The following is a 19,798-nucleotide window of genomic DNA, read 5'->3' as shown; positions in this document are numbered from 1 at the left end:
GCGGTGACGACCGGCTTTTATGCTTGTCGATTAGCCTGCCGCGCAGTGAGGGGACTATTCTAGAAATGTGACCGACCTCCGCGCCTGCTGCCAGCGACTCTCGCTGCGCTTTGTTGCGCCGTCTTCGCCGGTACTGCGCGGGGCTGACGAGCGACGATAGGCGGAGTTTCGCCACGACCCACGAGGTTGTGTGAAACGCCGCCGCAAGTGTTCTCGTTTCCGAACCCCACTGAAGGTAATTCCATGTCAATTTCGGTCGCTGTGGCCGGTGCCAGCGGTTATGCCGGTGGCGAGCTTCTTCGCCTGTTGTCCACCCACCCTGAGTTCGATGTTCGAACCGTGACGGCGTTTAGTAACGCTGGCCAACGGTTGATCGATGTCCAGCCGCATTTGCGCTCGCTGGCCCACCTTGAACTCCAGCCGACTGAGCCGTCAGTGCTCGCCGGCCACGATGTTGTTTTCTTTGCTCTGCCCCACGGCAAGTCGGGGGAGTTGACGGCTGAGCTCAGCCCCGACACTCTCGTCGTTGACTGCGGTGCTGACCACCGCCTCACGAGCCCCGATGACTGGGCCGCGTTTTACGGCGGCGAGTACTTCGGCGCCTGGGACTACGGGATGCCCGAACTGCTGCATGCCGCTGGTGGCACGCAACGGCAAGTGCTCGCCGGGTCGAAGCGTATTGCGGTGCCCGGCTGTAACGTCACGGCAATCACGCTGGCTCTCGCCCCCGGCATCCGTTCGTCTCTTATCGAGGCAGAGGATATCGTGGCGGTGCTTGCTGTCGGGCCATCCGGTGCGGGCAAGAGTCTCAAGGTGAACCTCTTGGCGAGTGAAATGATGGGCTCCGCCTCGGCGTATGCCGTGGGCGGTACGCATCGTCACACTCCCGAGATCGCTCAGAACTTGAAGGTCGCGGGCGCCGCGAGTGTCACGGTCTCGTTCACGCCGATGCTGGTGCCGATGTCGCGGGGAATCCTCGCTACGACAACGGCCAAGCTTGCTGAGGGCGTCACTGCCGCTCAGGTGCGCGAAGCGTGGGAGACCGCGTACGCCGACGAACCCTTCGTTCACGTGTTGCCGGAGGGACAGTTCCCGCGCACGGCAGACACCCTCGGCGCCAACACTGCCCTCATCGGTCTTGCTATCGACGAGGCCGCTCGTCGCGTCGTCGTTGTGAGTGCGATCGACAATCTCGTTAAGGGAACCGCAGGCGCCGCCATTCAATCGACAAATATTGCGTTGGGCCTCGAGGAAACCCTCGGTCTGGCGCTGGACGGAGTAGCACCATGAGTGTCACAGCAGCCGCAGGATTCGAAGCCGCCGGTGTCGAAGCCGGCCTCAAAGCGAGTGGCGGCCTCGATGTCGCCCTCGTCGTCAACCGCGGGCCCCGCTTCGATGCGGCCGCGGTGTTCACGAGCAACCGGGCCCAAGCGCATCCGATTATCTGGTCGAAGCAGGTCATCGACGATGGAGTGGTCACGGCGATTGCTCTCAACTCCGGCGGGGCTAACTGCTTTACCGGGCCGCAGGGTTTCCAGGTGACGCACGCCACTGCCGAGCACGTCGCTGAGACCTTGGGCGCATCGGCCGGGGACATCCTCGTCTGTTCGACCGGCCTCATCGGCGAACAGCTTCCGCAAGACAAGGTTCTCGCCGGAATGTCTGCCGCGGCCACCGCACTCAGCCCCGAGGGCGGCACTAATGCGTCGCTCGCCATCATGACGACCGACAGCAAGCCCAAAACTGCCGTCGCTGCGGGAACCGGCTACACCGTCGGTGGCATGGCGAAGGGCGCCGGGATGCTCGCACCAGGCCTCGCGACAATGCTCGTGGTCATCACCACTGACGCCGCTGTCGCCTCCGCCGACCTCGACGCGGCGCTGCGCGAGGCGACTCGCCTCACCTTCGACCGTCTCGACTCCGACGGCTGCATGTCGACCAACGACCAAGTAACGCTCATGGCCTCCGGTGCCTCGGGCGTGACTCCCGACGCTGCAGAGTTCGCCGCGCTCGTCACGCGCGTGTGCAACGACCTGGCTGAACAGCTGCAGGGCGATGCTGAGGGCGCAAGCCACGACATCCGCATCGAAGTTGTGGGTGCTGCGAGCGAAGACGACGCTGTTATCGTCGGCCGCTCGGTTGCCCGCAACAATCTCTTCAAGGCAGCCATCTTCGGCAACGACCCCAACTGGGGCCGCGTATTGGCGGCAATCGGAACCACGGATGCCGCTTTCGACCCCTACGCGGTCGACGTTTCGATGAACGGTGTGCGGGTCTGCCACGCGGGTGCCCCCGACCGTTCGCGCGACGAAGTGGATCTCACGGGCCGTGCTGTGCACGTGCTGATCGATCTCGCTACGGGCGATGCCGAAGCAACTATTCTGACCAATGACCTCACGCACGATTACGTGCATGAGAACAGCGCGTACTCCAGCTGATGCCGGCATTCACACACGGCGCTGACCACGAGCAGGCCATGACTAAGGCGGGAGTGCTTATTGAGGCACTTCCGTGGTTGAAGCGTTTTCGCAACCGCATCATTGTGGTGAAGTTTGGCGGCAACGCCATGATCAACGACGAACTCAAGCGTGCCTTTGTGCAGGACATGGTGTATCTGCGTCTTGCTGGCGTTCGTCCCGTTATCGTTCACGGCGGTGGGCCCCAGATCACCAAGGAGCTCAAGATTCGCGGTATCGAGTCGGAGTTCCGTGCGGGCTACCGGGTGACGACCGAAGAGTCGATTGACGTTGTGCGCGATGTTCTCACCGACCAGGTGGGCGCTGAGCTTGTCGACCTGATCAACGAGCACGGCGACCTTGCCAATGGCATTGCCGGACACGAACATTCGCTGTTTATCGGTGAGCGCATGATCAAGGAGATCGAAGGAAAGCGTGTCGATCTTGGGCTTGTCGGCAACGTCACCGAGGTTGACCCTCAGCGGGTACTCGATGTGCTCGCGAGTGACAACATTCCCGTGGTCTCCACACTGGCTCAAGAAGCTGGCGAAATCGCGGATGACGCTTCGGGCTTGCTCAATGTGAACGCTGACTCTGCCGCGGCGGCGCTCGCGATCGCCCTGGATGCAGCCAAGCTCGTCATCCTCACCGATGTTGCTGGTCTCTATAGCGACTGGCCCAACCGTGAGTCGCTCGTTTCGATCATCAACACCGATGAACTCCGCGAACTGCTGCCGAGTCTTGAGTCGGGCATGATCCCCAAGATGACCGCGTGCCTTGAAGCCGTGGATGCCGGTGTACCCAAGGCCGCCATTATCGATGGGCGTGCCCCGCACTCGATCCTCCTCGAAGTGTTCACGCAAGATGGAATTGGCACCGAGGTGGTCCCTGCATGAGCTGGCAAGACGACTACAACCACCGCATGATGAATACCTTCGGTACGCCGAAGGTTGAACTCGTACGCGGTGAGGGCTGCACTGTCTTTGATTCCGACGGCAAGCGCTACCTTGACTTCCTCGGCGGAATCGCCGTGAACTCGCTCGGCCACAACCACCCGGCCGTCGTCGGAGCGCTCACGAGCCAAGCGAACCTGCTCCATGTCTCGAACTTCTTCGCGACCGAACCGCAACTCGCGCTCGCCGAACGCCTCCTACGTATCTCGGGAGCAGGCGAAGAGGGGCGCGTGTTCTTCGCGAACTCGGGCACCGAAGCAAACGAGGCAGCCGTGAAACTGGCACGCCGCACTGGTCGGCCGCGCATCCTCTCGTTGAAAGATTCCTTTCACGGTCGTTCGATCGGTGCCCTGTCGCTCACGGGCAAGGCAGCGCTCCGCGAGCCGTTCGAGCCGTTGATGCCGAACGTCGACATCATCGACACCACCATCGAGGCGCTCAACGCCGCGATCGGACCGGATGTCGCAGCACTCTTCGTCGAGCCCATCAAGGGTGAGGCCGGCGTGCAGCCGCTACCCGAGGGTTACCTCGAGGCAGCACGAGAACTCACGACGCAACACGGTGTGCTGCTCATCGTCGACGAGATCCAGACCGGGGCCGGACGCACCGGGCGCTGGTTTGGCTTCCACGAGAGTGGCATTGTTCCCGACGCGATCACCCTCGCGAAGGGAATTGGCGGGGGAGTGCCGATTGGCGCCCTCGTGACCTTTGGTGCGGCATCCGCTCTCTTGCAGCCGGGGCAGCACGGCACCACGTTCGGCGGAAACCCACTCGTGTGTGCCGTCAGCAATGCCGTGCTCACGCAGATCGAAAGCGACGACCTTGTGGCGAATTCCGCTGCGCGGGGCGCCCAGCTGCGCACGGCAATCGACGCAATCGGATCACCGCTGGTGAGTGAATTGCGTGGTCGCGGGCTCCTCATCGGTATCGGTCTTTCGCAGCCCGTCGCTCAGCAGGTGGTGGCTGTGGCGCTCGATCACGGGCTCATCGTCAACGCCCCCAACGAATCGACTGTTCGACTTGCACCGCCCCTGATCGTTGGCGATGCCGAGATCACCGAATTCATCGACACGTTCAGCGCAGTGCTGAACGCCGTACTCAACGACGCACCTACGGAGGCATCATGACCAGGCATTTTCTTCGCGATGATGACCTCAGCCCAGCGGAACAACTCGAGATTCTCGATCTCGCCGAGAAGGTCAAGGCTGACCGGTGGGGTCGCAAGCCCCTCGAAGGTCCTCAGACGGTCGCGGTGATCTTCGACAAGTCCTCGACGCGCACTCGCGTATCTTTTGCGGTGGGTATCGCCGATCTCGGCGGTTCGCCACTCATCATCTCCACGGCCAACAGCCAATTGGGTGGCAAGGAGACGGCATCCGACACGGCTCGTGTTCTCGAGCGTCAAGTTGCTGCCATTATTTGGCGCACCTACGGGCAAGAGGGCCTGATCGAGATGGCTCACGGCACGCAGGTTCCCGTCATCAATGCACTGAGCGATGAGTTCCACCCGTGCCAGTTGCTCGCCGACCTGCTCACGATCCGCGAACACAAGGGTGAACTCAAGGGACTGACGGTTGCGTTCCTCGGTGACGGCGCCGACAACATGGTGCACTCGTACCTACTCGCCGGCGCGACCGCCGGTATGCACGTGCGCATTGCCTGCCCCCAGGACTACCTGCCGCTGGCGGACGTCGTAGCCGACGCCGAGACGATCGCAGCATCCACCGGTGGTTCGATCTCCATCATCACCGACCCGGCTGAAGCCGTCACCGGTGCTGATGTCGTCGTGACCGACACGTGGGTCTCAATGGGCAAGGAAGACGAGAAGGCCGCACGCGTCGCGGCTCTCGGTGCGTACAAAGTGGATGCCGCCATGATGGCCCTCGCTAAGCCCGACGCCATTTTCTTACACTGCCTCCCCGCCGACCGCGGCTACGAGGTAGAAGCCGAGGTCATTGATGGCCCGCAGAGTGTCATCTGGGATGAGGCAGAGAACCGCCTCCACGCCCAAAAAGCCCTCATGATTTGGCTGCTCGACCAAGCCGCCTAGTTTCTTGGGCGGTTAAGCGCCGCCGTAGTTCCCTAAACTGATTCACGACGTCAAGGAGATAAACACATGTCAGAACGCGTAGTTCTCGCCTACTCGGGCGGACTCGACACATCCGTAGGTATTGGCTGGCTCAAGGACGCCACCGGCAAAGAGGTGGTCGCGCTCGCGATCGACGTCGGCCAGGGCGGCGAAGACATGGAGGACATCCGCCAGCGCGCTCTTGACTGTGGAGCTGTTGAGTCGGTCGTAGTCGACGCGAAGGAGGAGTTTGCGGATGACTTCCTCATGCCCGCGCTCAAGACCAACGCGCTCTACCAGAAGCGTTACCCGCTCGTATCGGCACTGAGTCGCCCACTGATCTCTCGTCACCTTGCTCTCACGGCGAAGGCCCTTGGCGCAGACAGCGTTGCCCACGGCTGCACTGGCAAGGGAAACGACCAGGTGCGCTTCGAAGCCGCGGTTGCTGCTCTCGCTCCTGACCTTACAAGTATCGCGCCAGTCCGTGACCTCGCGCTTACTCGCGACAAGGCCATCGTGTACGCCGAAGAGCACAACCTCCCCATTCGCCAGTCGGCAGCAAGCCCCTACTCGATCGATAAGAACGTGTGGGGCCGTGCGGTCGAAACCGGTTTCCTCGAGGACCCGTGGAACGCTCCGATCGAGGAACTCTACGAGTACACCTCTGATCCCGAAGCAGGGCTTCCCGCTGACGAAGTCACCATCACCTTCGAAGCGGGTGTTCCGGTTGCGATCGACGGAGTCGCAATGTCGGCTCTCGCCATCGTTGAGCACATGAACGCGCTCGCCGGCAAGCACGGCGTTGGCCGCATCGACATGGTTGAAGACCGTCTCGTCGGCATCAAGAGCCGTGAGGTTTACGAAGCCCCCGGCGCGATGGCTTTGATCGCCGCGCACGAAGAGCTTGAGTCGCTCACAATCGAGCGGGACCTCGGTCGCTACAAGCGCGGAGTTGAAGCCGAATGGTCGAACCTCGTGTACGACGGACTCTGGTTCTCCGGTCTCAAGCGTTCGCTCGATGCCTTCGTTGAAGACACTCAGCGCTACGTCAGCGGAGAGATCCGCATGACGTTGCACGCCGGTCGCGCAGTGCCCACCGGCCGCAAGTCAGAGCAGAGCCTCTACGACTTCAGCCTCGCCACCTATGACACCGGTGACACCTTCGACCAGTCCTTGGCTAAGGGCTTCATCGATCTCTGGTCATTGCCGAGCAAGATCTCGGCTCGTCGCGACGCAAAGCAGGGCTAATCATGGCGCAGTCTGCCGAAACTGGTGAGGGACAACTCTGGGGAGCCCGCTTCGCAAGCGGACCCTCACCCGAGCTTGCCCGGTTGAGCAAATCGACTCACTTCGATTGGCAGCTTGCGCAGTATGACCTCGCCGGTTCGCGGGCGCACGCCGTTGCGCTCGCGGCCGCGGGCTACCTCGATGATTCCGAGCTGGAGACCATGCAGGATGCGCTGCGCTCGTTGAGCGCAGCGGTTGCCGATGGCAGCTTCACGGCCTTGGAATCGGAAGAAGACGTTCACGCCGCTCTCGAGCGCGGACTGATAGAACGCGCTGGCGCCGACGTCGGAGGCAAACTCCGCGCCGGTCGCAGCCGTAATGACCAGATCGCCACTCTCGTGCGCCTGTACCTCCTCGACCACGCTGGTGCTATTTCCGCGATGGTCGTTGACCTGATCGACGCGATCGTGGCGCAGGCTGAGAAGCACGAGACGGCGATCATGCCGGGCCGCACGCACCTCCAGCATGCGCAGCCGGTGCTGCTTGCCCATCACTTGCTCGCCCACGCGTGGCCTCTTGTGCGCACGCTTGAGCGCTTCCGTGACTGGAAGGCTCGGGCATCCACTTCGCCGTATGGCTCTGGTGCTCTTGCCGGCAGCACCCTCGGGCTCGACCCGGCGCTGGTTGCGCGGGAGCTTGGCCTTTCTCGGCCCACCGAAAACTCAATCGATGCCACCGCGAGCCGTGATTTTGTCGCGGAGTTTGCCTTCATCACCGCGCAGCTCGGTATCGACATTTCGCGACTCAGCGAAGAGATCATTCTGTGGAACACTCGCGAGTTCGACTTCGTGCAGCTCGATGACGCGTATTCCACGGGGTCATCGATCATGCCGCAGAAGAAGAACCCTGACATCGCTGAGCTTGCTCGCGGCAAGTCCGGGCGCCTGATCGGTAACCTCACGGGTCTGCTCGCCACGTTGAAGGCGTTGCCGCTCGCCTACAATCGCGACCTGCAGGAAGATAAAGAGCCCGTTTTCGATTCGGTCGAGACGCTTGAAGTTTTGCTTCCCGCCTTCACCGGCATGATTGCCACGCTCCGGTTCAAGACCGAGCGCATGGCGGAGCTCGCGCCGCAAGGCTTCTCTCTGGCTACCGATGTCGCGGATTGGCTGGTGCGCCAGCATGTTCCGTTCCGTGAGGCTCACGAGATCAGTGGTTCGTTGGTTCGTTTCTGCGAGGAGAACTCGCTTGAACTTCACGAACCGACGGATGCCGACTACGCCGCGATTTCACCGCACCTCACGGGTGATGTTCGTGCGGTCCTCACGGTGGAGGGCTCGGTTTCGAGCCGTGCCGGCGTGGGCGGAACGGCTCCCGTGCGCGTTGCCGAGCAGCGTGCCGAACTGACTGAGCGTGTTCGCGTTCTCGCCGCCGCTCTTGACCCGCAGGTTCTTAGCTAGACGTGTTCGATCTGCTCAGCAGGCCGGCAACTGAGGTTGCTCCGCTGTTGCTGGGGGCTGTCGTGCGCGTTGGCGAGGTCGCCGTGCGGCTTACCGAGGTCGAGGCCTATATGGGCGAGGCCGATCCCGGTTCGCATGCTTTCCGTGGGCCGGGCAAACGCAACGCCGTCATGTATGGCCCGCCCGGTCACCTCTATACGTACTTCACCTACGGCATGCACACGTGCGCGAACGTGGTGTGCATGCCCGAGGGTGTTGCCTCCGGAATCTTGCTGCGGGCGGGCGAAGTAATCGAAGGCGTGGATATCGCGGCCGAACGTCGCGCGACATCTAAGAAGCCAGCGGATCTCGCGATGGGCCCCGCTCGTCTCGCGGTGGCGCTCGGAATTCGTTTGGATGACGCTGGCACCAACCTACAGACCGGCCGCGTTCGCCTAAAACTGCCCGAGTCGCCGTCGTCGTTCAGCGCGGGGCCGCGCACGGGCGTCGCCGGCGAGGGTGGCACTGATGAGTATCCGTGGCGCTTTTGGATTCCGGGGGAGCCGAGCGTCTCCCCGTATCGTGCCGCAGTGAAACGAAAGCGCCCCTGATGGCCCGCTTTACTCCGCTCGAGCAGCGGATTGACGAGTGGGCCCATCGGCGTCTCGACCGGGTGCGCGGCACGTCCGCGAACCCGCAATCCGCCGGCACGTCCGCGAAGTCGAGCCCTGCCCTAAACAACAGCTCCGCGTCGCAACGAATCCGCACGTGGACCATCGAGTTCACGGTGTTCGTGCTCAAGCAGGCGTGGGCCTGCGTGTTTGGGGGAGCGCTACTCGCCGTTCTCGTACTCACGCGCCTCTGGTATCCCGAGTCGGCATCCCTCGCCCGCAATGACTTTTTGGTGCTCGCGGCTCTCGCCATCCAAGTTCTTATGGTTGTCTTCAAGCTAGAGACTCTGCGCGAGCTGCGTGTGATCATCCTTTTCCACATCGTGGGTACCGTGATGGAAATTTTCAAAACGGATGCGGGATCCTGGGCGTACGAGGGCGACGGTGTGCTGCACATCTTCGGCGTCCCGCTCTATAGCGGCTTCATGTACGCGGCGGTCGGCTCGTACATGGTGCGCGTCTTCCGCCTTTTCGAACTGCGTTTTGATCACTATCCGCGGCGCTGGATCACCGCGATCGTGGCCTCGTTGATCTACATCAACTTCTTCAGCCACCATTTCATCGTCGACGTTCGGTGGTTCCTCTTCGCGGCCATCGCGGTGGTCTGGTGGCGCACGGTCATGCACGTCAGGGTGTCCCGGGCGCGGTTCCGGATGCCCGTGCTCGTCGCCTTCGTGCTCGTGTCGATTTTCATCTGGATCGCTGAAAACGTAGCGACCTGGTCGAATGCGTGGGTTTACCCGAATCAGTCGGACGGCTGGGAGCTGGTCTCGATCGCGAAGCTCGGTTCGTGGCTGCTGCTGATAATCGTGTCGGTGGTGCTCGTCACGTGGGTCGAGAAACCGCGGCCTCCCGAGTCGCTTAGCGAGAGCGAAGCGCTTAGGTCGTAACAGAGCATCCGTGACGCAGCGCCGGTAACGCAGCGCCGGCAACGCAAGGGCGTCGGGGGCTGTCTAGCGCCCGACGAGCAGCGCTGCGGTGCAGAGTCCAGCCCAGACGAGGCTCACGAGGGTGCCAATGATGAACCGCTCGCGCGCCGCTGCGTTCTCCAGTTCAGAGAAGCGGCCGAGTCCTTTGATGGCCACGATGATGGCGATGGCGCCGGGCTGCCACACCATAAATGAGGCGATGAAGGCGAAGCGCTCGAGGTAGCCGATGGTCGTTCCGCCGCGCAAAATCTCGCGCTCGGGCAGCGGAGAGTCTGCGTCGATGACGAGGATACCGCCGTGTTCACCGCGAGGTGCTGGGTACGAGGCGAGCGAGAGCACGAGTGCAACAAGGGGGCTCCCCGCGATTGTGGCGAGTGCGATGAAGGCTGCGCTGAGCACGATGACGAGGCCCGAGACATCACCCGGTAGAGGGTTTCCGGTGGATCCCAGAATGAGGGCAAGGCCGACGGGCAGCAGCGAAACGGTGGCGAGCCAGTACTTGTCGGTGCGGGCTGCAACCATGGATGCGCCAATCGCTCCGATTGTGAAAACGAGTACCGCGATCCACCAGCCGATCATGACGTGCCTTCCTCTGCGCTGAGCGCGTTGTCGGTTACTACTCCACTGTGTGCTCTGTCGAGCAGGTTCGCAAGAGCGCGAACGGCCTCTTCTTCGGTGCGCAATCCGGCCACGAGTGCACGTTGGCTTGCCGACTGCGGCGAGATGCCGAGGCGTTCGGCGGCATCGGCCTGAGTGATGCCGGTGCTGAGGAGGTCGTAGAGTTCCCAGCCGTTGGCGGTGCGCCGGCCGCGCAGCACAATCAATAGTTCGAGCAATGGTTCGAGGTCTCGCGCTAGTTCACTGTCGGGGTCAGACTGCACAGCGCATTTGGCCGGGCTTTTCTTGGCGCGGTCGATGGCATCGCGGGCCGCGAGAAATGCCGGGCCGCTCGTGGCGCGCACGGTGGACCCGTAGGGCAGGGGCACGGTGCCAATGCCGATTCCCACGCTCCACTGTTCGGTGCGCGTCAGTTCGAGGGTGATGTCGAGGGCGGCGTGAGCAGAGGTCAGCAGCATTTGGGCTTCGTCTCCGGCCGTGCGCTCTGCGGGGAGGGCGAGGTCGTCTGCGCGCTCCCGGTTGATGCGCTTCAGGGTCTCGGCTACGGCATCCGCGCTGCTGCGGCTATTGCGTTGGTCTGCGGTAATCACGAACATCCCTAAAGGCTACAGCATTGATTCACCAACATCAGGCCCACAAGCCTGATTCCCCCAAATCAGCGCCCCAGCACTGAGGCTCGCGCGGCCGTCGTTGCTCTCAGCACCCCTCCGAAAGGCACTACGGTTAATGACGTGTCAGCGACAGCATCAGAATCCCTCAGCACTCAAAGCAACGACGACTCTTTCGAGAGCCTGTGGCAAGAACTCACGTGGCGTGGCCTCGTGCATGTCTCCACCGATGCGGATGCCCTCGAGAAGCTTCTCGATGGTGACCCGATCACCTACTATTGCGGATTCGATCCCACGGCTCCCAGTCTTCACTTGGGAAACCTTGTACAGCTGCTGTTGTTGCGCCGCCTTCAGCTGGCCGGCCACAAGCCTCTCGGACTCGTGGGGGGAGCGACCGGTCTTATTGGTGATCCCCGCCCCACTGCCGAGCGCACTCTGAACGACAGCGAAACCGTGGCTGAGTGGGTCAGTTACTTGCAGGGTCAGGTTTCGAAGTTCTTGAGCACCGAGGGTGACAATGCGGTGCGCATGGTCAACAACCTCGACTGGACAGCGCCCATGAGCGCGATCGACTTCTTGCGCGATGTCGGAAAGTACTTCCGCGTCGGCACCATGATCAAGAAGGATGCCGTGAGCGCGCGCCTCAACAGCGACGCCGGCATCAGCTACACCGAGTTCAGCTACCAGGTCATGCAGGGCATGGACTTCTTGGAGCTCTACCGCAACTACGACTGCGTATTGCAGACCGGTGGCAGCGATCAGTGGGGCAATCTCACGAGCGGGAGCGACCTCATCCACAAGGCTGAGGGTGCGAGCGTTCACGCCATCGGCACCCCGCTCATCACCAACTCCGACGGCACCAAGTTCGGCAAGAGCGAGGGCAACGCCATCTGGCTCGACTCGAACATGACGAGCCCCTACGCGTTCTACCAGTTCTGGCTCAACACCGATGATGCAGATGTCATTCAGCGACTGCGTATCTTCACGTTTTTGTCGCGCGAGCAGATCACCGCTCTCGAAACTGCTGTGGCCGAGGCGCCGTTTCGGCGCGAGGCGCAGAAGACACTCGCCTACGAGGTGACGTCTCTCGTGCACGGTCGCGCGGCTACGGAGGCGGCGATCGCTGCTTCCGCTGCTCTCTTTGGTCAGGGTGAGTTGGCATCTCTGGATGCCGATACTCTCGCTGCGGCGCTGCACGAGCTTGCTCACGTCGCGACGTCAGCGGAGGCTACGATCGTTCAACTGCTCGTCGACACCAAGCTGGTGTCGAGCGCGAGTGAAGCGCGTCGCGCTATTTCGCAGGGCGGCGTGTACCTCAACAACGTTGCGGTAGCGGATGACCAGGCCACCGTTGGCAGCGATCTTCTCCCCGGAAACGTAGCGGTTCTCCGTCGCGGCAAGAAGACGCTTGCGGGAATCTTCGTCATGTCTTAGCGCACGAGCGGCTTAGGTGCCTGGCGTGCTACTGCGCCGAGGCGCTGCTGGCTTCGGGTGGCGTGAGTTGCTGCACCATTTCGTTGCTGAGGAGCGTTGCGACCGGGGCTCTCGAGGTGAGGATGTCGTATTCAAACTCGTCGCGCTGATTGCGACCGATCGAGGGGCCCAGAAGGGCAGCACGTCATTCGTGTGGTGATTCCAGATCGCTGGGTTGATCGAGCAGATCCTGAGTCGCACACTTCTTTCGCAGCTCGAGCGCGAGGGCTTCTTCGGCCCAACGCTTGGGAGTTAGTCGCTTGGTGCGGGGAGTGCCATGGGCAGGTCGTATTCGGCGAGCTACGCCTTGGCGGTTCTTTTCGCAGTGCGTAGCGCCCTCGGGTTCCTCATCAGCTCAGGGCTGTGGGGTACTAATCCCGCGGATGCCGCCTTCCATCGTTGGGATCTTCTGGTGTACTCGCCTCTGTGCTTGCTGCTCGCATTGAGCGCCCTCGCGCTACGGAGTGTTGACGGCTGCGATGGTGATGTCGTCCGCCGCGCGTAGCCTGACACTATGTCGCGCATCCTTTACGAAACCGCATCCACGTTCAATGGATTCATTGCGGATGAGAGCAACTCGCTCGAGTGGCTATTCGCCGTCGAGTCCGACGAGGCCCCCGCCGTTGCTCCGACAGCGACCGTGATGGTTGAAGGCTCAACGACTTACGAGTGGGTGCTGAGACACGAGGACTTGATCGCTCAGCCACACAAGTGGGCCGAGTATTTCGGCGACAAGCCCACTTTCGTCTTCACCAGCCGCGATCTCCCCGTTCCTGACGGTGCCGATGTGCGCTTTCTGCAGGGAAGTGTTGCGGATGCTCCGCCCGCGATTCGGGATGCGGCCGGCGATGGCGACATCTGGATTGTGGGTGGGGGAGAACTCGCCGCGCAATTCCTCGACGCCGGCGCCCTCGACCAGATCTCGATCTCTTTCGCTCCAGCCGCGGTCGTCGGGGGATCACCTGTATTCCCTCGCGCCTTGGGGTCCGAGCGTCTTCGCCTGGTTTCAGCAAAAGCAGCAGACCAGTTCGCTCATCTTGTCTACGACGTGTTGCCCGCAAGCCCCGCAGCATGATCCTGTGCCGAGCGCCGAGCGCCGAGCGCCGAGCGCCGAGCGCCGAGCGCCGAGCGCCGAGCGCCGAGTACGGAGTTCGGGCGGATGCCCGCCTGCGAGTGCTGCAGAATCCGCACCCACTGACGCGCGCGGGTCGTGACCAGCCTTCACCAATTGGCCCATCTGAGCGCGACACGCCCGGGATACACACCGTGTTGGTGGGGTGCTGAAAATGCACGTATTGTTCTTTCTAGTCACCCCAAAGGTGCGGAAAACGAAGTCAGCTTTCGCTGCTGAGTTTCCGGCCTCAAGTGGGGGCGAACATCCTCCAGATTCTTTTATGGTTTTGGTCGAGTCAAATGCTGGTTTACCCCTTGTGGGTGGCGGTATCAGATCTTAGGATGAGTACCCGCTTTATGCGTGTGTCGGTTGGTTGTTTCGGGCTGTTTCAGTCCGGGATTGCTGGTTTGACATGCAGGCTGAAGCTGGTAAGTTAGACAGGTTGCCTTTCGCAGTTATGTGAAGGTTACCAACACAGGTTTGTAAGCCCTGGGGTGAAGCCGTTTTCGGTGGAGGTCAGGAGCGTCCGATCCTTGAGAACTCAACAGCGTGCACAATGTCAAATGCCAAAAACCCGACTGTGCTTATCAGGATCGTCCCATTCGGGTCGTGATTGTGAGTGCAGCGGATTCCTTTGGAAAAGATATAAACAACAAAGCAAGTCAGTATTGATTTGTTCTGTCAGTTTCAAACTTGTCGCCTCGACATCCTATTCCGGATGCGGGTGACGCAAGATGTGTTCGGTTACTTGTAGCCGTTCAATCAAACATTTATGGAGAGTTTGATCCTGGCTCAGGATGAACGCTGGCGGCGTGCTTAACACATGCAAGTCGAACGATGAAGCCGGAGCTTGCTCTGGTGGATTAGTGGCGAACGGGTGAGTAACACGTGAGTAACCTGCCCTTGACTCTGGAATAAGCGTTGGAAACGACGTCTAATACCGGATACGAGCTTCCGCCGCATGGTGAGGAGCTGGAAAGAATTTCGGTCAAGGATGGACTCGCGGCCTATCAGGTAGTTGGTGAGGTAATGGCTCACCAAGCCTACGACGGGTAGCCGGCCTGAGAGGGTGACCGGCCACACTGGAACTGAGACACGGTCCAGACTCCTACGGGAGGCAGCAGTGGGGAATATTGCACAATGGGCGCAAGCCTGATGCAGCAACGCCGCGTGAGGGATGACGGCCTTCGGGTTGTAAACCTCTTTTAGTAGGGAAGAAGCGATGTGCTTGTCACATCATGACGGTACCTGCAGAAAAAGCACCGGCTAACTACGTGCCAGCAGCCGCGGTAATACGTAGGGTGCAAGCGTTATCCGGAATTATTGGGCGTAAAGAGCTCGTAGGCGGTTTGTCGCGTCTGCTGTGAAAACTGGGGGCTCAACCCCCAGCCTGCAGTGGGTACGGGCAGACTAGAGTGCGGTAGGGGAGATTGGAATTCCTGGTGTAGCGGTGGAATGCGCAGATATCAGGAGGAACACCGATGGCGAAGGCAGATCTCTGGGCCGTAACTGACGCTGAGGAGCGAAAGCATGGGGAGCGAACAGGATTAGATACCCTGGTAGTCCATGCCGTAAACGTTGGGAACTAGATGTAGGGGCCATTCCACGGTTTCTGTGTCGCAGCTAACGCATTAAGTTCCCCGCCTGGGGAGTACGGCCGCAAGGCTAAAACTCAAAGGAATTGACGGGGGCCCGCACAAGCGGCGGAGCATGCGGATTAATTCGATGCAACGCGAAGAACCTTACCAAGACTTGACATATACGAGAACGGGCTAGAAATAGTTCACTCTTTGGACACTCGTAAACAGGTGGTGCATGGTTGTCGTCAGCTCGTGTCGTGAGATGTTGGGTTAAGTCCCGCAACGAGCGCAACCCTCGTTCTTTGTTGCCAGCACGTAATGGTGGGAACTCAAAGGAGACTGCCGGGGTCAACTCGGAGGAAGGTGGGGATGACGTCAAATCATCATGCCCCTTATGTCTTGGGCTTCACGCATGCTACAATGGCCGATACAAAGGGCTGCAATACCGCGAGGTGGAGCGAATCCCAAAAAGTCGGTCTCAGTTCGGATTGAGGTCTGCAACTCGACCTCATGAAGTCGGAGTCGCTAGTAATCGCAGATCAGCAACGCTGCGGTGAATACGTTCCCGGGCCTTGTACACACCGCCCGTCAAGTCATGAAAGTCGGTAACACCCGAAGCCAGTGGCCCAACCGCAAGGAGGGAGCTGTCGAAGGTGGGATTGGTGATTAGGACTAAGTCGTAACAAGGTAGCCGTACCGGAAGGTGCGGCTGGATCACCTCCTTTCTAAGGAGCATGTGCAACTCGGTTGTCGTCTCTGCGGTATACACAGAGTCAAGGATGACCGAATTTATGTTGCATGAGTCGTACCAGCCTGTTCGGGTTGGACGGCGCTCATGGGTGGAACATTGACATTGTGATCAGAGGAACTGTTGTTTCTTTAGTACGCCAGCTTGCTGGTTGGAACGGGAGGTTTCAGGGGTGCTGGTCTGTGCACGTTGTTGGGTCCTGAGGGACCGGGCTACGGATCTTTTGGATTCGTGTTCGTACCTTAGGGCCGGGGCACTCGTAAGAGTGTTTGGGTCTGATGGATCCTGGTGCTGTTTCTGACTTTGGTTGGGGATGGTGGAGGATACCGCCCGTATTTTGAGAACTACACAGTGGACGCGAGCATCTTAGATTCGACCGAAAGGTCGAGTCACAAGAACAAAACGATGACATCCAACAACTTTTAGTTGTTGGGTCACTCATTGGTCAATCTCAACATCGAAAGGTGTTGCGATCGATTCTTATACTCATGTGATATCAATTTTCTAAGAGCAAACGGTGGATGCCTTGGCATCTGGAGCCGAAGAAGGACGTATAAATCTGCGATAAGCCTCGGGGAGCTGATAATAGAGCTGTGATCCGAGGATTTCCGAATGGGGAAACCCCGCTGGGCGTTGCAAGACGACTCAGTGACTCCCGCCTGAATATATAGGGCGGGTAGAGGGAACGTGGGGAAGTGAAACATCTCAGTACCCACAGGAAGAGAAAACAACCGTGATTCCGTTAGTAGTGGCGAGCGAAACCGGATCAGGCCAAACCGATCATGTGTGATAGCCGGCAGGCGTTGCATGGTCGGGGTAGTGGGACTTTTCAGCTGTTACTGCCGTACAGCAAGGATTACAACGATATATAGACGAATGGGATTGAAAGCCCAGCCATAGACGGTGCCAGCCCGGTAGTCGAAATGTGTCAATGGTCCGAAGAGTATCCCAAGTAGCACGGGGCCCGAGAAATCCCGTGTGAATCTGTCAGGACCACCTGATAAGCCTAAATACTTCCAGATGACCGATAGCGGACAAGTACCGTGAGGGAAAGGTGAAAAGTACCCCGGGAGGGGAGTGAAATAGTACCTGAAACCGTTTGCTTACAAACCGTTGGAGCAGCCTTAGTAGCTGTGACAGCGTGCCTTTTGAAGAATGAGCCTGCGAGTTAGTGATCAGTGGCGAGGTTAACCCGTGTGGGGCAGCCGTAGCGAAAGCGAGTCTTAATAGGGCGAAATAGTCGCTGGTTCTAGACCCGAAGCGAAGTGATCTATCCATGGCCAGGTTGAAGCGCGTGTAAGAGCGCGTGGAGGACCGAACCCACTTAGGTTGAAAACTGAGGGGATGAGCTGTGGATAGGGGTGAAAGGCCAATCAAACTTCGTGATAGCTGGTTCTCTCCGAAATGCATTTAGGTGCAGCGTTGCGTGTTTCTTGCCGGAGGTAGAGCTACTGGATAGCTGATGGGCCCCAAAAGGTTACTGACGTTAGCCAAACTCCGAATGCCGGTAAGTCAGAGCGCAGCAGTGAGACGGTGGGGGATAAGCTTCATCGTCGAGAGGGAAACAACCCAGACTACCAACTAAGGTCCCCAAGCGTGTGCTAAGTGGGAAAGGATGTGGAGTTGCATAGACAACCAGGAGGTTGGCTTAGAAGCAGCCACCCTTGAAAGAGTGCGTAATAGCTCACTGGTCAAGTGATTCCGCGCCGACAATGTAACGGGGCTCAAGCACACCACCGAAGTTGTAGATTTCGTATTTTAGGTAAGCCTTCGTGGTTCAGCCGTACGGAGTGGTAGGAGAGCGTCGTGTGGGCAGTGAAGCGGCGGTGTAAACCAGCCGTGGAGCCTACACGAGTGAGAATGCAGGCATGAGTAGCGAAAGACGGGCGAGAAACCCGTCCTCCGAATGATCAAGGGTTCCAGGGCCAGGCTAATCCGCCCTGGGTAAGTCGGGACCTAAGGCGAGGCCGACAGGCGTAGTCGATGGACAACGGGTTGATATTCCCGTACTGACGAAGAACCGCCCCAACTAATCCAGTAATGCTAAGTATCTGAATCCTTGATATCGATCCCTTCGGGGTGAGAGTCAAGGCCTAGCGTACGACCCTATGCTGGTGCGGTTAGCGTATTAACAGGTGTGACGCAGGAAGGTAGCTGAGCCGGGCGATGGTTGTCCCGGTCTAAGAATGTAGGCCGAGAGATAGGCAAATCCGTCTCTCATGACGGCTGAGACTCGATGGGTAGTCCTCACGGACGAAATCAGTGATCCTATGCTGCCAAGAAAAGCATCGACGCGAGGTTCAAGTTACCCGTACCCCAAACCGACTCAGGTGATCAGGTAGAGAATACTAAGGAGATCGAGAGAATCGTGGTTAAGGAACTCGGCAAAATGCCCCCGTAACTTCGGGATAAGGGGGGCCTAAGGCGTGAACGGACTTGCTCCGGGAGCGCTGCAGGGCCGCAGAGACCAGTGGGAAGCGACTGTTTACTAAAAACACAGGTCCGTGCTAAGTCGCAAGACGATGTATACGGACTGACGCCTGCCCGGTGCTGGAAGGTTAAGAGGAACGGTTAGCCGTAAGGCGAAGCTGTGAATTTAAGCCCCAGTAAACGGCGGTGGTAACTATAACCATCCTAAGGTAGCGAAATTCCTTGTCGGGTAAGTTCCGACCTGCACGAATGGCGTAACGACTTCCCAGCTGTCTCAACCGCGAACTCGGCGAAATTGCACTACGAGTAAAGATGCTCGTTACGCGCAGAAGGACGGAAAGACCCCGTGACCTTTACTATAGCTTTGTATTGGTGTTCGGTGTGGCCTGTGTAGGATAGGTGGGAGACTGTGAAGCTTGGACGCTAGTTCAGGTGGAGTCATTGTTGAAATACCACTCTGGTCATATTGGATATCTAACTTCGGACCGTGATCCGGTTCAGGGACAGTGCATGGTGGGTAGTTTAACTGGGGCGGTTGCCTCCCAAAAAGTAACGGAGGCGCCCAAAGGTTCCCTCAACCTGGTTGGTAATCAGGTGTCGAGTGTAAGTGCACAAGGGAGCTTGACTGTGAGACTGACAAGTCGAGCAGGGACGAAAGTCGGGACTAGTGATCCGGCAGTGGCTTGTGGAAGCGCTGTCGCTCAACGGATAAAAGGTACCTCGGGGATAACAGGCTGATCTTGCCCAAGAGTCCATATCGACGGCATGGTTTGGCACCTCGATGTCGGCTCGTCGCATCCTGGGGCTGGAGTAGGTCCCAAGGGTTGGGCTGTTCGCCCATTAAAGCGGTACGCGAGCTGGGTTTAGAACGTCGTGAGACAGTTCGGTCCCTATCCTCTGCGCGCGCAGGAAATTTGAGAAGATCTATCCCTAGTACGAGAGGACCGGGATGGACGAACCTCTGGTGTGTCAGTTGTTCCGCCAGGAGCACCGCTGATTAGCTACGTTCGGAATGGATAACCGCTGAAAGCATCTAAGCGGGAAGCCAGCTTCAAGATGAGATTTCCATGGCCTTTTAGGCTGAGAGACTCGCAGCTAGACTACTGCGTTGATAGGCTGGATGTGGAAGCAGGGACTAACGACCTGTGGAGCTGACCAGTACTAATATGTCGACAAATTGATAACACCCCACCTCACTGACATCTTCGGATGTGAATGGTGACTGAGAAGAATTCTCGCGTCCACTTTGTGGTTCCCGATTTACGGTCGGGAACTGCGCCCAGCACACACTGCTGAGCACCCACTTCGGTGGAATGCTCTGTGATGTGAACTGGCCCAGACTGATACATAAATCAATAGTGTTTCGGCGGCCATAGCGAGAGGGAAACGCCCGGTTACATTCCGAACCCGGAAGCTAAGACTCTCTGCGCCGATGGTACTGCAAGGGGGACCTTGTGGGAGAGTAGGACACCGCCGGACTTAAA

At 59.5% G+C, this 19,798-nt stretch carries 14 protein-coding genes and 3 rRNA genes; 15 read left to right on the top strand and 2 right to left on the bottom strand.

Going from position 1 to position 19,798, the window contains the following annotated elements:
* Positions 1-243: 243 nt before the first annotated feature.
* The 9 genes from argC to ACR3YK_RS00045 all read left to right on the top strand — a co-directional run bounded on the left by argC (position 244) and on the right by ACR3YK_RS00045 (position 9,704).
* Positions 244-1,290, top strand: a complete 1,047-nt coding sequence (argC, locus tag ACR3YK_RS00085) for an N-acetyl-gamma-glutamyl-phosphate reductase (protein ID WP_486175248.1) — start codon at positions 244-246, stop codon at positions 1,288-1,290.
* Positions 1,287-2,438, top strand: coding sequence for a bifunctional glutamate N-acetyltransferase/amino-acid acetyltransferase ArgJ (argJ, locus tag ACR3YK_RS00080; RefSeq protein WP_486175247.1), 1,152 nt, complete (start codon positions 1,287-1,289; stop codon positions 2,436-2,438). The genes argC and argJ overlap by 4 nt, the downstream gene beginning before the upstream one ends.
* Positions 2,438-3,352: an acetylglutamate kinase gene (gene argB / locus ACR3YK_RS00075; protein ID WP_486175246.1), complete on the top strand. Its 915-nt coding sequence runs from the start codon at positions 2,438-2,440 to the stop codon at positions 3,350-3,352. Before argJ ends, argB begins: the two co-directional genes overlap by 1 nt.
* Complete coding sequence (locus tag ACR3YK_RS00070) at positions 3,349-4,536, top strand: acetylornithine transaminase (protein WP_486175245.1); 1,188 nt, start codon at positions 3,349-3,351, stop codon at positions 4,534-4,536. The genes argB and ACR3YK_RS00070 overlap by 4 nt, the downstream gene beginning before the upstream one ends.
* Complete coding sequence (gene argF, locus ACR3YK_RS00065; RefSeq protein WP_486175244.1) at positions 4,533-5,459, top strand: ornithine carbamoyltransferase; 927 nt, start codon at positions 4,533-4,535, stop codon at positions 5,457-5,459. Before ACR3YK_RS00070 ends, argF begins: the two co-directional genes overlap by 4 nt.
* A gap of 66 nt (positions 5,460-5,525) precedes the next feature.
* Positions 5,526-6,725: an argininosuccinate synthase gene (locus tag ACR3YK_RS00060; RefSeq protein ID WP_486175243.1), complete on the top strand. Its 1,200-nt coding sequence runs from the start codon at positions 5,526-5,528 to the stop codon at positions 6,723-6,725.
* Between the two features lie 2 nt (positions 6,726-6,727).
* A complete protein-coding gene (argH, locus tag ACR3YK_RS00055) occupies positions 6,728-8,164 on the top strand; it encodes an argininosuccinate lyase (protein ID WP_486175242.1) in 1,437 nt (478 codons plus the stop codon).
* Positions 8,165-8,166: 2 nt separating this feature from the next.
* Positions 8,167-8,754, top strand: coding sequence for a DNA-3-methyladenine glycosylase (locus ACR3YK_RS00050; protein ID WP_486175241.1), 588 nt, complete (start codon positions 8,167-8,169; stop codon positions 8,752-8,754).
* Entirely contained in the window at positions 8,754-9,704 is a 951-nt protein-coding gene (locus tag ACR3YK_RS00045) for a DUF817 domain-containing protein (protein WP_486175240.1), read from the top strand. The genes ACR3YK_RS00050 and ACR3YK_RS00045 overlap by 1 nt, the downstream gene beginning before the upstream one ends.
* Before the next feature lie 63 nt (positions 9,705-9,767).
* Here ACR3YK_RS00045 and ACR3YK_RS00040 read toward each other — a convergent pair whose 3' ends face one another.
* Together ACR3YK_RS00040 and ACR3YK_RS00035 are read right to left on the bottom strand one after the other, a co-directional pair.
* On the bottom strand, positions 9,768-10,322 hold the full coding sequence (locus tag ACR3YK_RS00040) for a hypothetical protein (RefSeq protein WP_486175239.1): 555 nt from the start codon (positions 10,320-10,322) through the stop codon (positions 9,768-9,770).
* The gene (locus ACR3YK_RS00035; protein ID WP_486175238.1) at positions 10,319-10,957 is read right to left on the bottom strand and encodes a DNA-binding protein; all 639 of its coding nucleotides are present in this window, start codon (positions 10,955-10,957) and stop codon (positions 10,319-10,321) included. The genes ACR3YK_RS00040 and ACR3YK_RS00035 overlap by 4 nt, the downstream gene beginning before the upstream one ends.
* 135 nt (positions 10,958-11,092) lie before the next feature.
* On the opposite strand from ACR3YK_RS00035, the gene tyrS reads away from it, so the two are divergent.
* The 6 genes from tyrS (at position 11,093) to rrf (ending at position 19,793) form a co-directional block, all read left to right on the top strand.
* Complete coding sequence (tyrS, locus tag ACR3YK_RS00030) at positions 11,093-12,403, top strand: tyrosine--tRNA ligase (RefSeq protein ID WP_486175237.1); 1,311 nt, start codon at positions 11,093-11,095, stop codon at positions 12,401-12,403.
* A 346-nt stretch (positions 12,404-12,749) separates the two neighbouring features.
* Positions 12,750-12,947, top strand: coding sequence for a hypothetical protein (locus tag ACR3YK_RS00025; RefSeq protein ID WP_486175236.1), 198 nt, complete (start codon positions 12,750-12,752; stop codon positions 12,945-12,947).
* Positions 12,948-12,956: 9 nt separating this feature from the next.
* Positions 12,957-13,517: a dihydrofolate reductase family protein gene (locus ACR3YK_RS00020; protein WP_486175235.1), complete on the top strand. Its 561-nt coding sequence runs from the start codon at positions 12,957-12,959 to the stop codon at positions 13,515-13,517.
* 808 nt (positions 13,518-14,325) lie between these two features.
* Positions 14,326-15,861, top strand: a 16S ribosomal RNA gene (locus ACR3YK_RS00015).
* Between the two features lie 517 nt (positions 15,862-16,378).
* A 23S ribosomal RNA gene (locus ACR3YK_RS00010) occupies positions 16,379-19,499 on the top strand.
* Positions 19,500-19,676: 177 nt separating this feature from the next.
* A 5S ribosomal RNA gene (rrf, locus tag ACR3YK_RS00005) occupies positions 19,677-19,793 on the top strand.
* Together the 16S, 23S and 5S rRNA genes form the textbook arrangement of a ribosomal RNA operon.
* The last annotated feature ends 5 nt before the right edge of the window (positions 19,794-19,798 follow it).

Source organism: Salinibacterium sp. 10G20-15, assembly GCF_057365065.1.
Note: the sequence above shows the minus strand (reverse complement) of the source record. Positions and strands in the feature narration are given on the sequence as shown.

Excerpts from the sequence above, each read along its gene's own strand:
- ACR3YK_RS00060 (WP_486175243.1), top strand. The coding sequence starts at position 5,526 with ATGTCAGAACGCGTAGTTCTCGCCTACTCGGGCGGACTCGACACATCC.
- argF (WP_486175244.1), top strand. The coding sequence starts at position 4,533 with ATGACCAGGCATTTTCTTCGCGATGATGACCTCAGCCCAGCGGAACAA.
- ACR3YK_RS00045 (WP_486175240.1), top strand. The coding sequence starts at position 8,754 with ATGGCCCGCTTTACTCCGCTCGAGCAGCGGATTGACGAGTGGGCCCAT.
- argB (WP_486175246.1), top strand. The coding sequence starts at position 2,438 with ATGCCGGCATTCACACACGGCGCTGACCACGAGCAGGCCATGACTAAG.
- ACR3YK_RS00020 (WP_486175235.1), top strand. The coding sequence starts at position 12,957 with ATGTCGCGCATCCTTTACGAAACCGCATCCACGTTCAATGGATTCATT.
- ACR3YK_RS00035 (WP_486175238.1), bottom strand. The coding sequence starts at position 10,957 with ATGTTCGTGATTACCGCAGACCAACGCAATAGCCGCAGCAGCGCGGAT.
- argJ (WP_486175247.1), top strand. The coding sequence starts at position 1,287 with ATGAGTGTCACAGCAGCCGCAGGATTCGAAGCCGCCGGTGTCGAAGCC.
- argH (WP_486175242.1), top strand. The coding sequence starts at position 6,728 with ATGGCGCAGTCTGCCGAAACTGGTGAGGGACAACTCTGGGGAGCCCGC.
- ACR3YK_RS00070 (WP_486175245.1), top strand. The coding sequence starts at position 3,349 with ATGAGCTGGCAAGACGACTACAACCACCGCATGATGAATACCTTCGGT.
- ACR3YK_RS00040 (WP_486175239.1), bottom strand. The coding sequence starts at position 10,322 with ATGATCGGCTGGTGGATCGCGGTACTCGTTTTCACAATCGGAGCGATT.
- argC (WP_486175248.1), top strand. The coding sequence starts at position 244 with ATGTCAATTTCGGTCGCTGTGGCCGGTGCCAGCGGTTATGCCGGTGGC.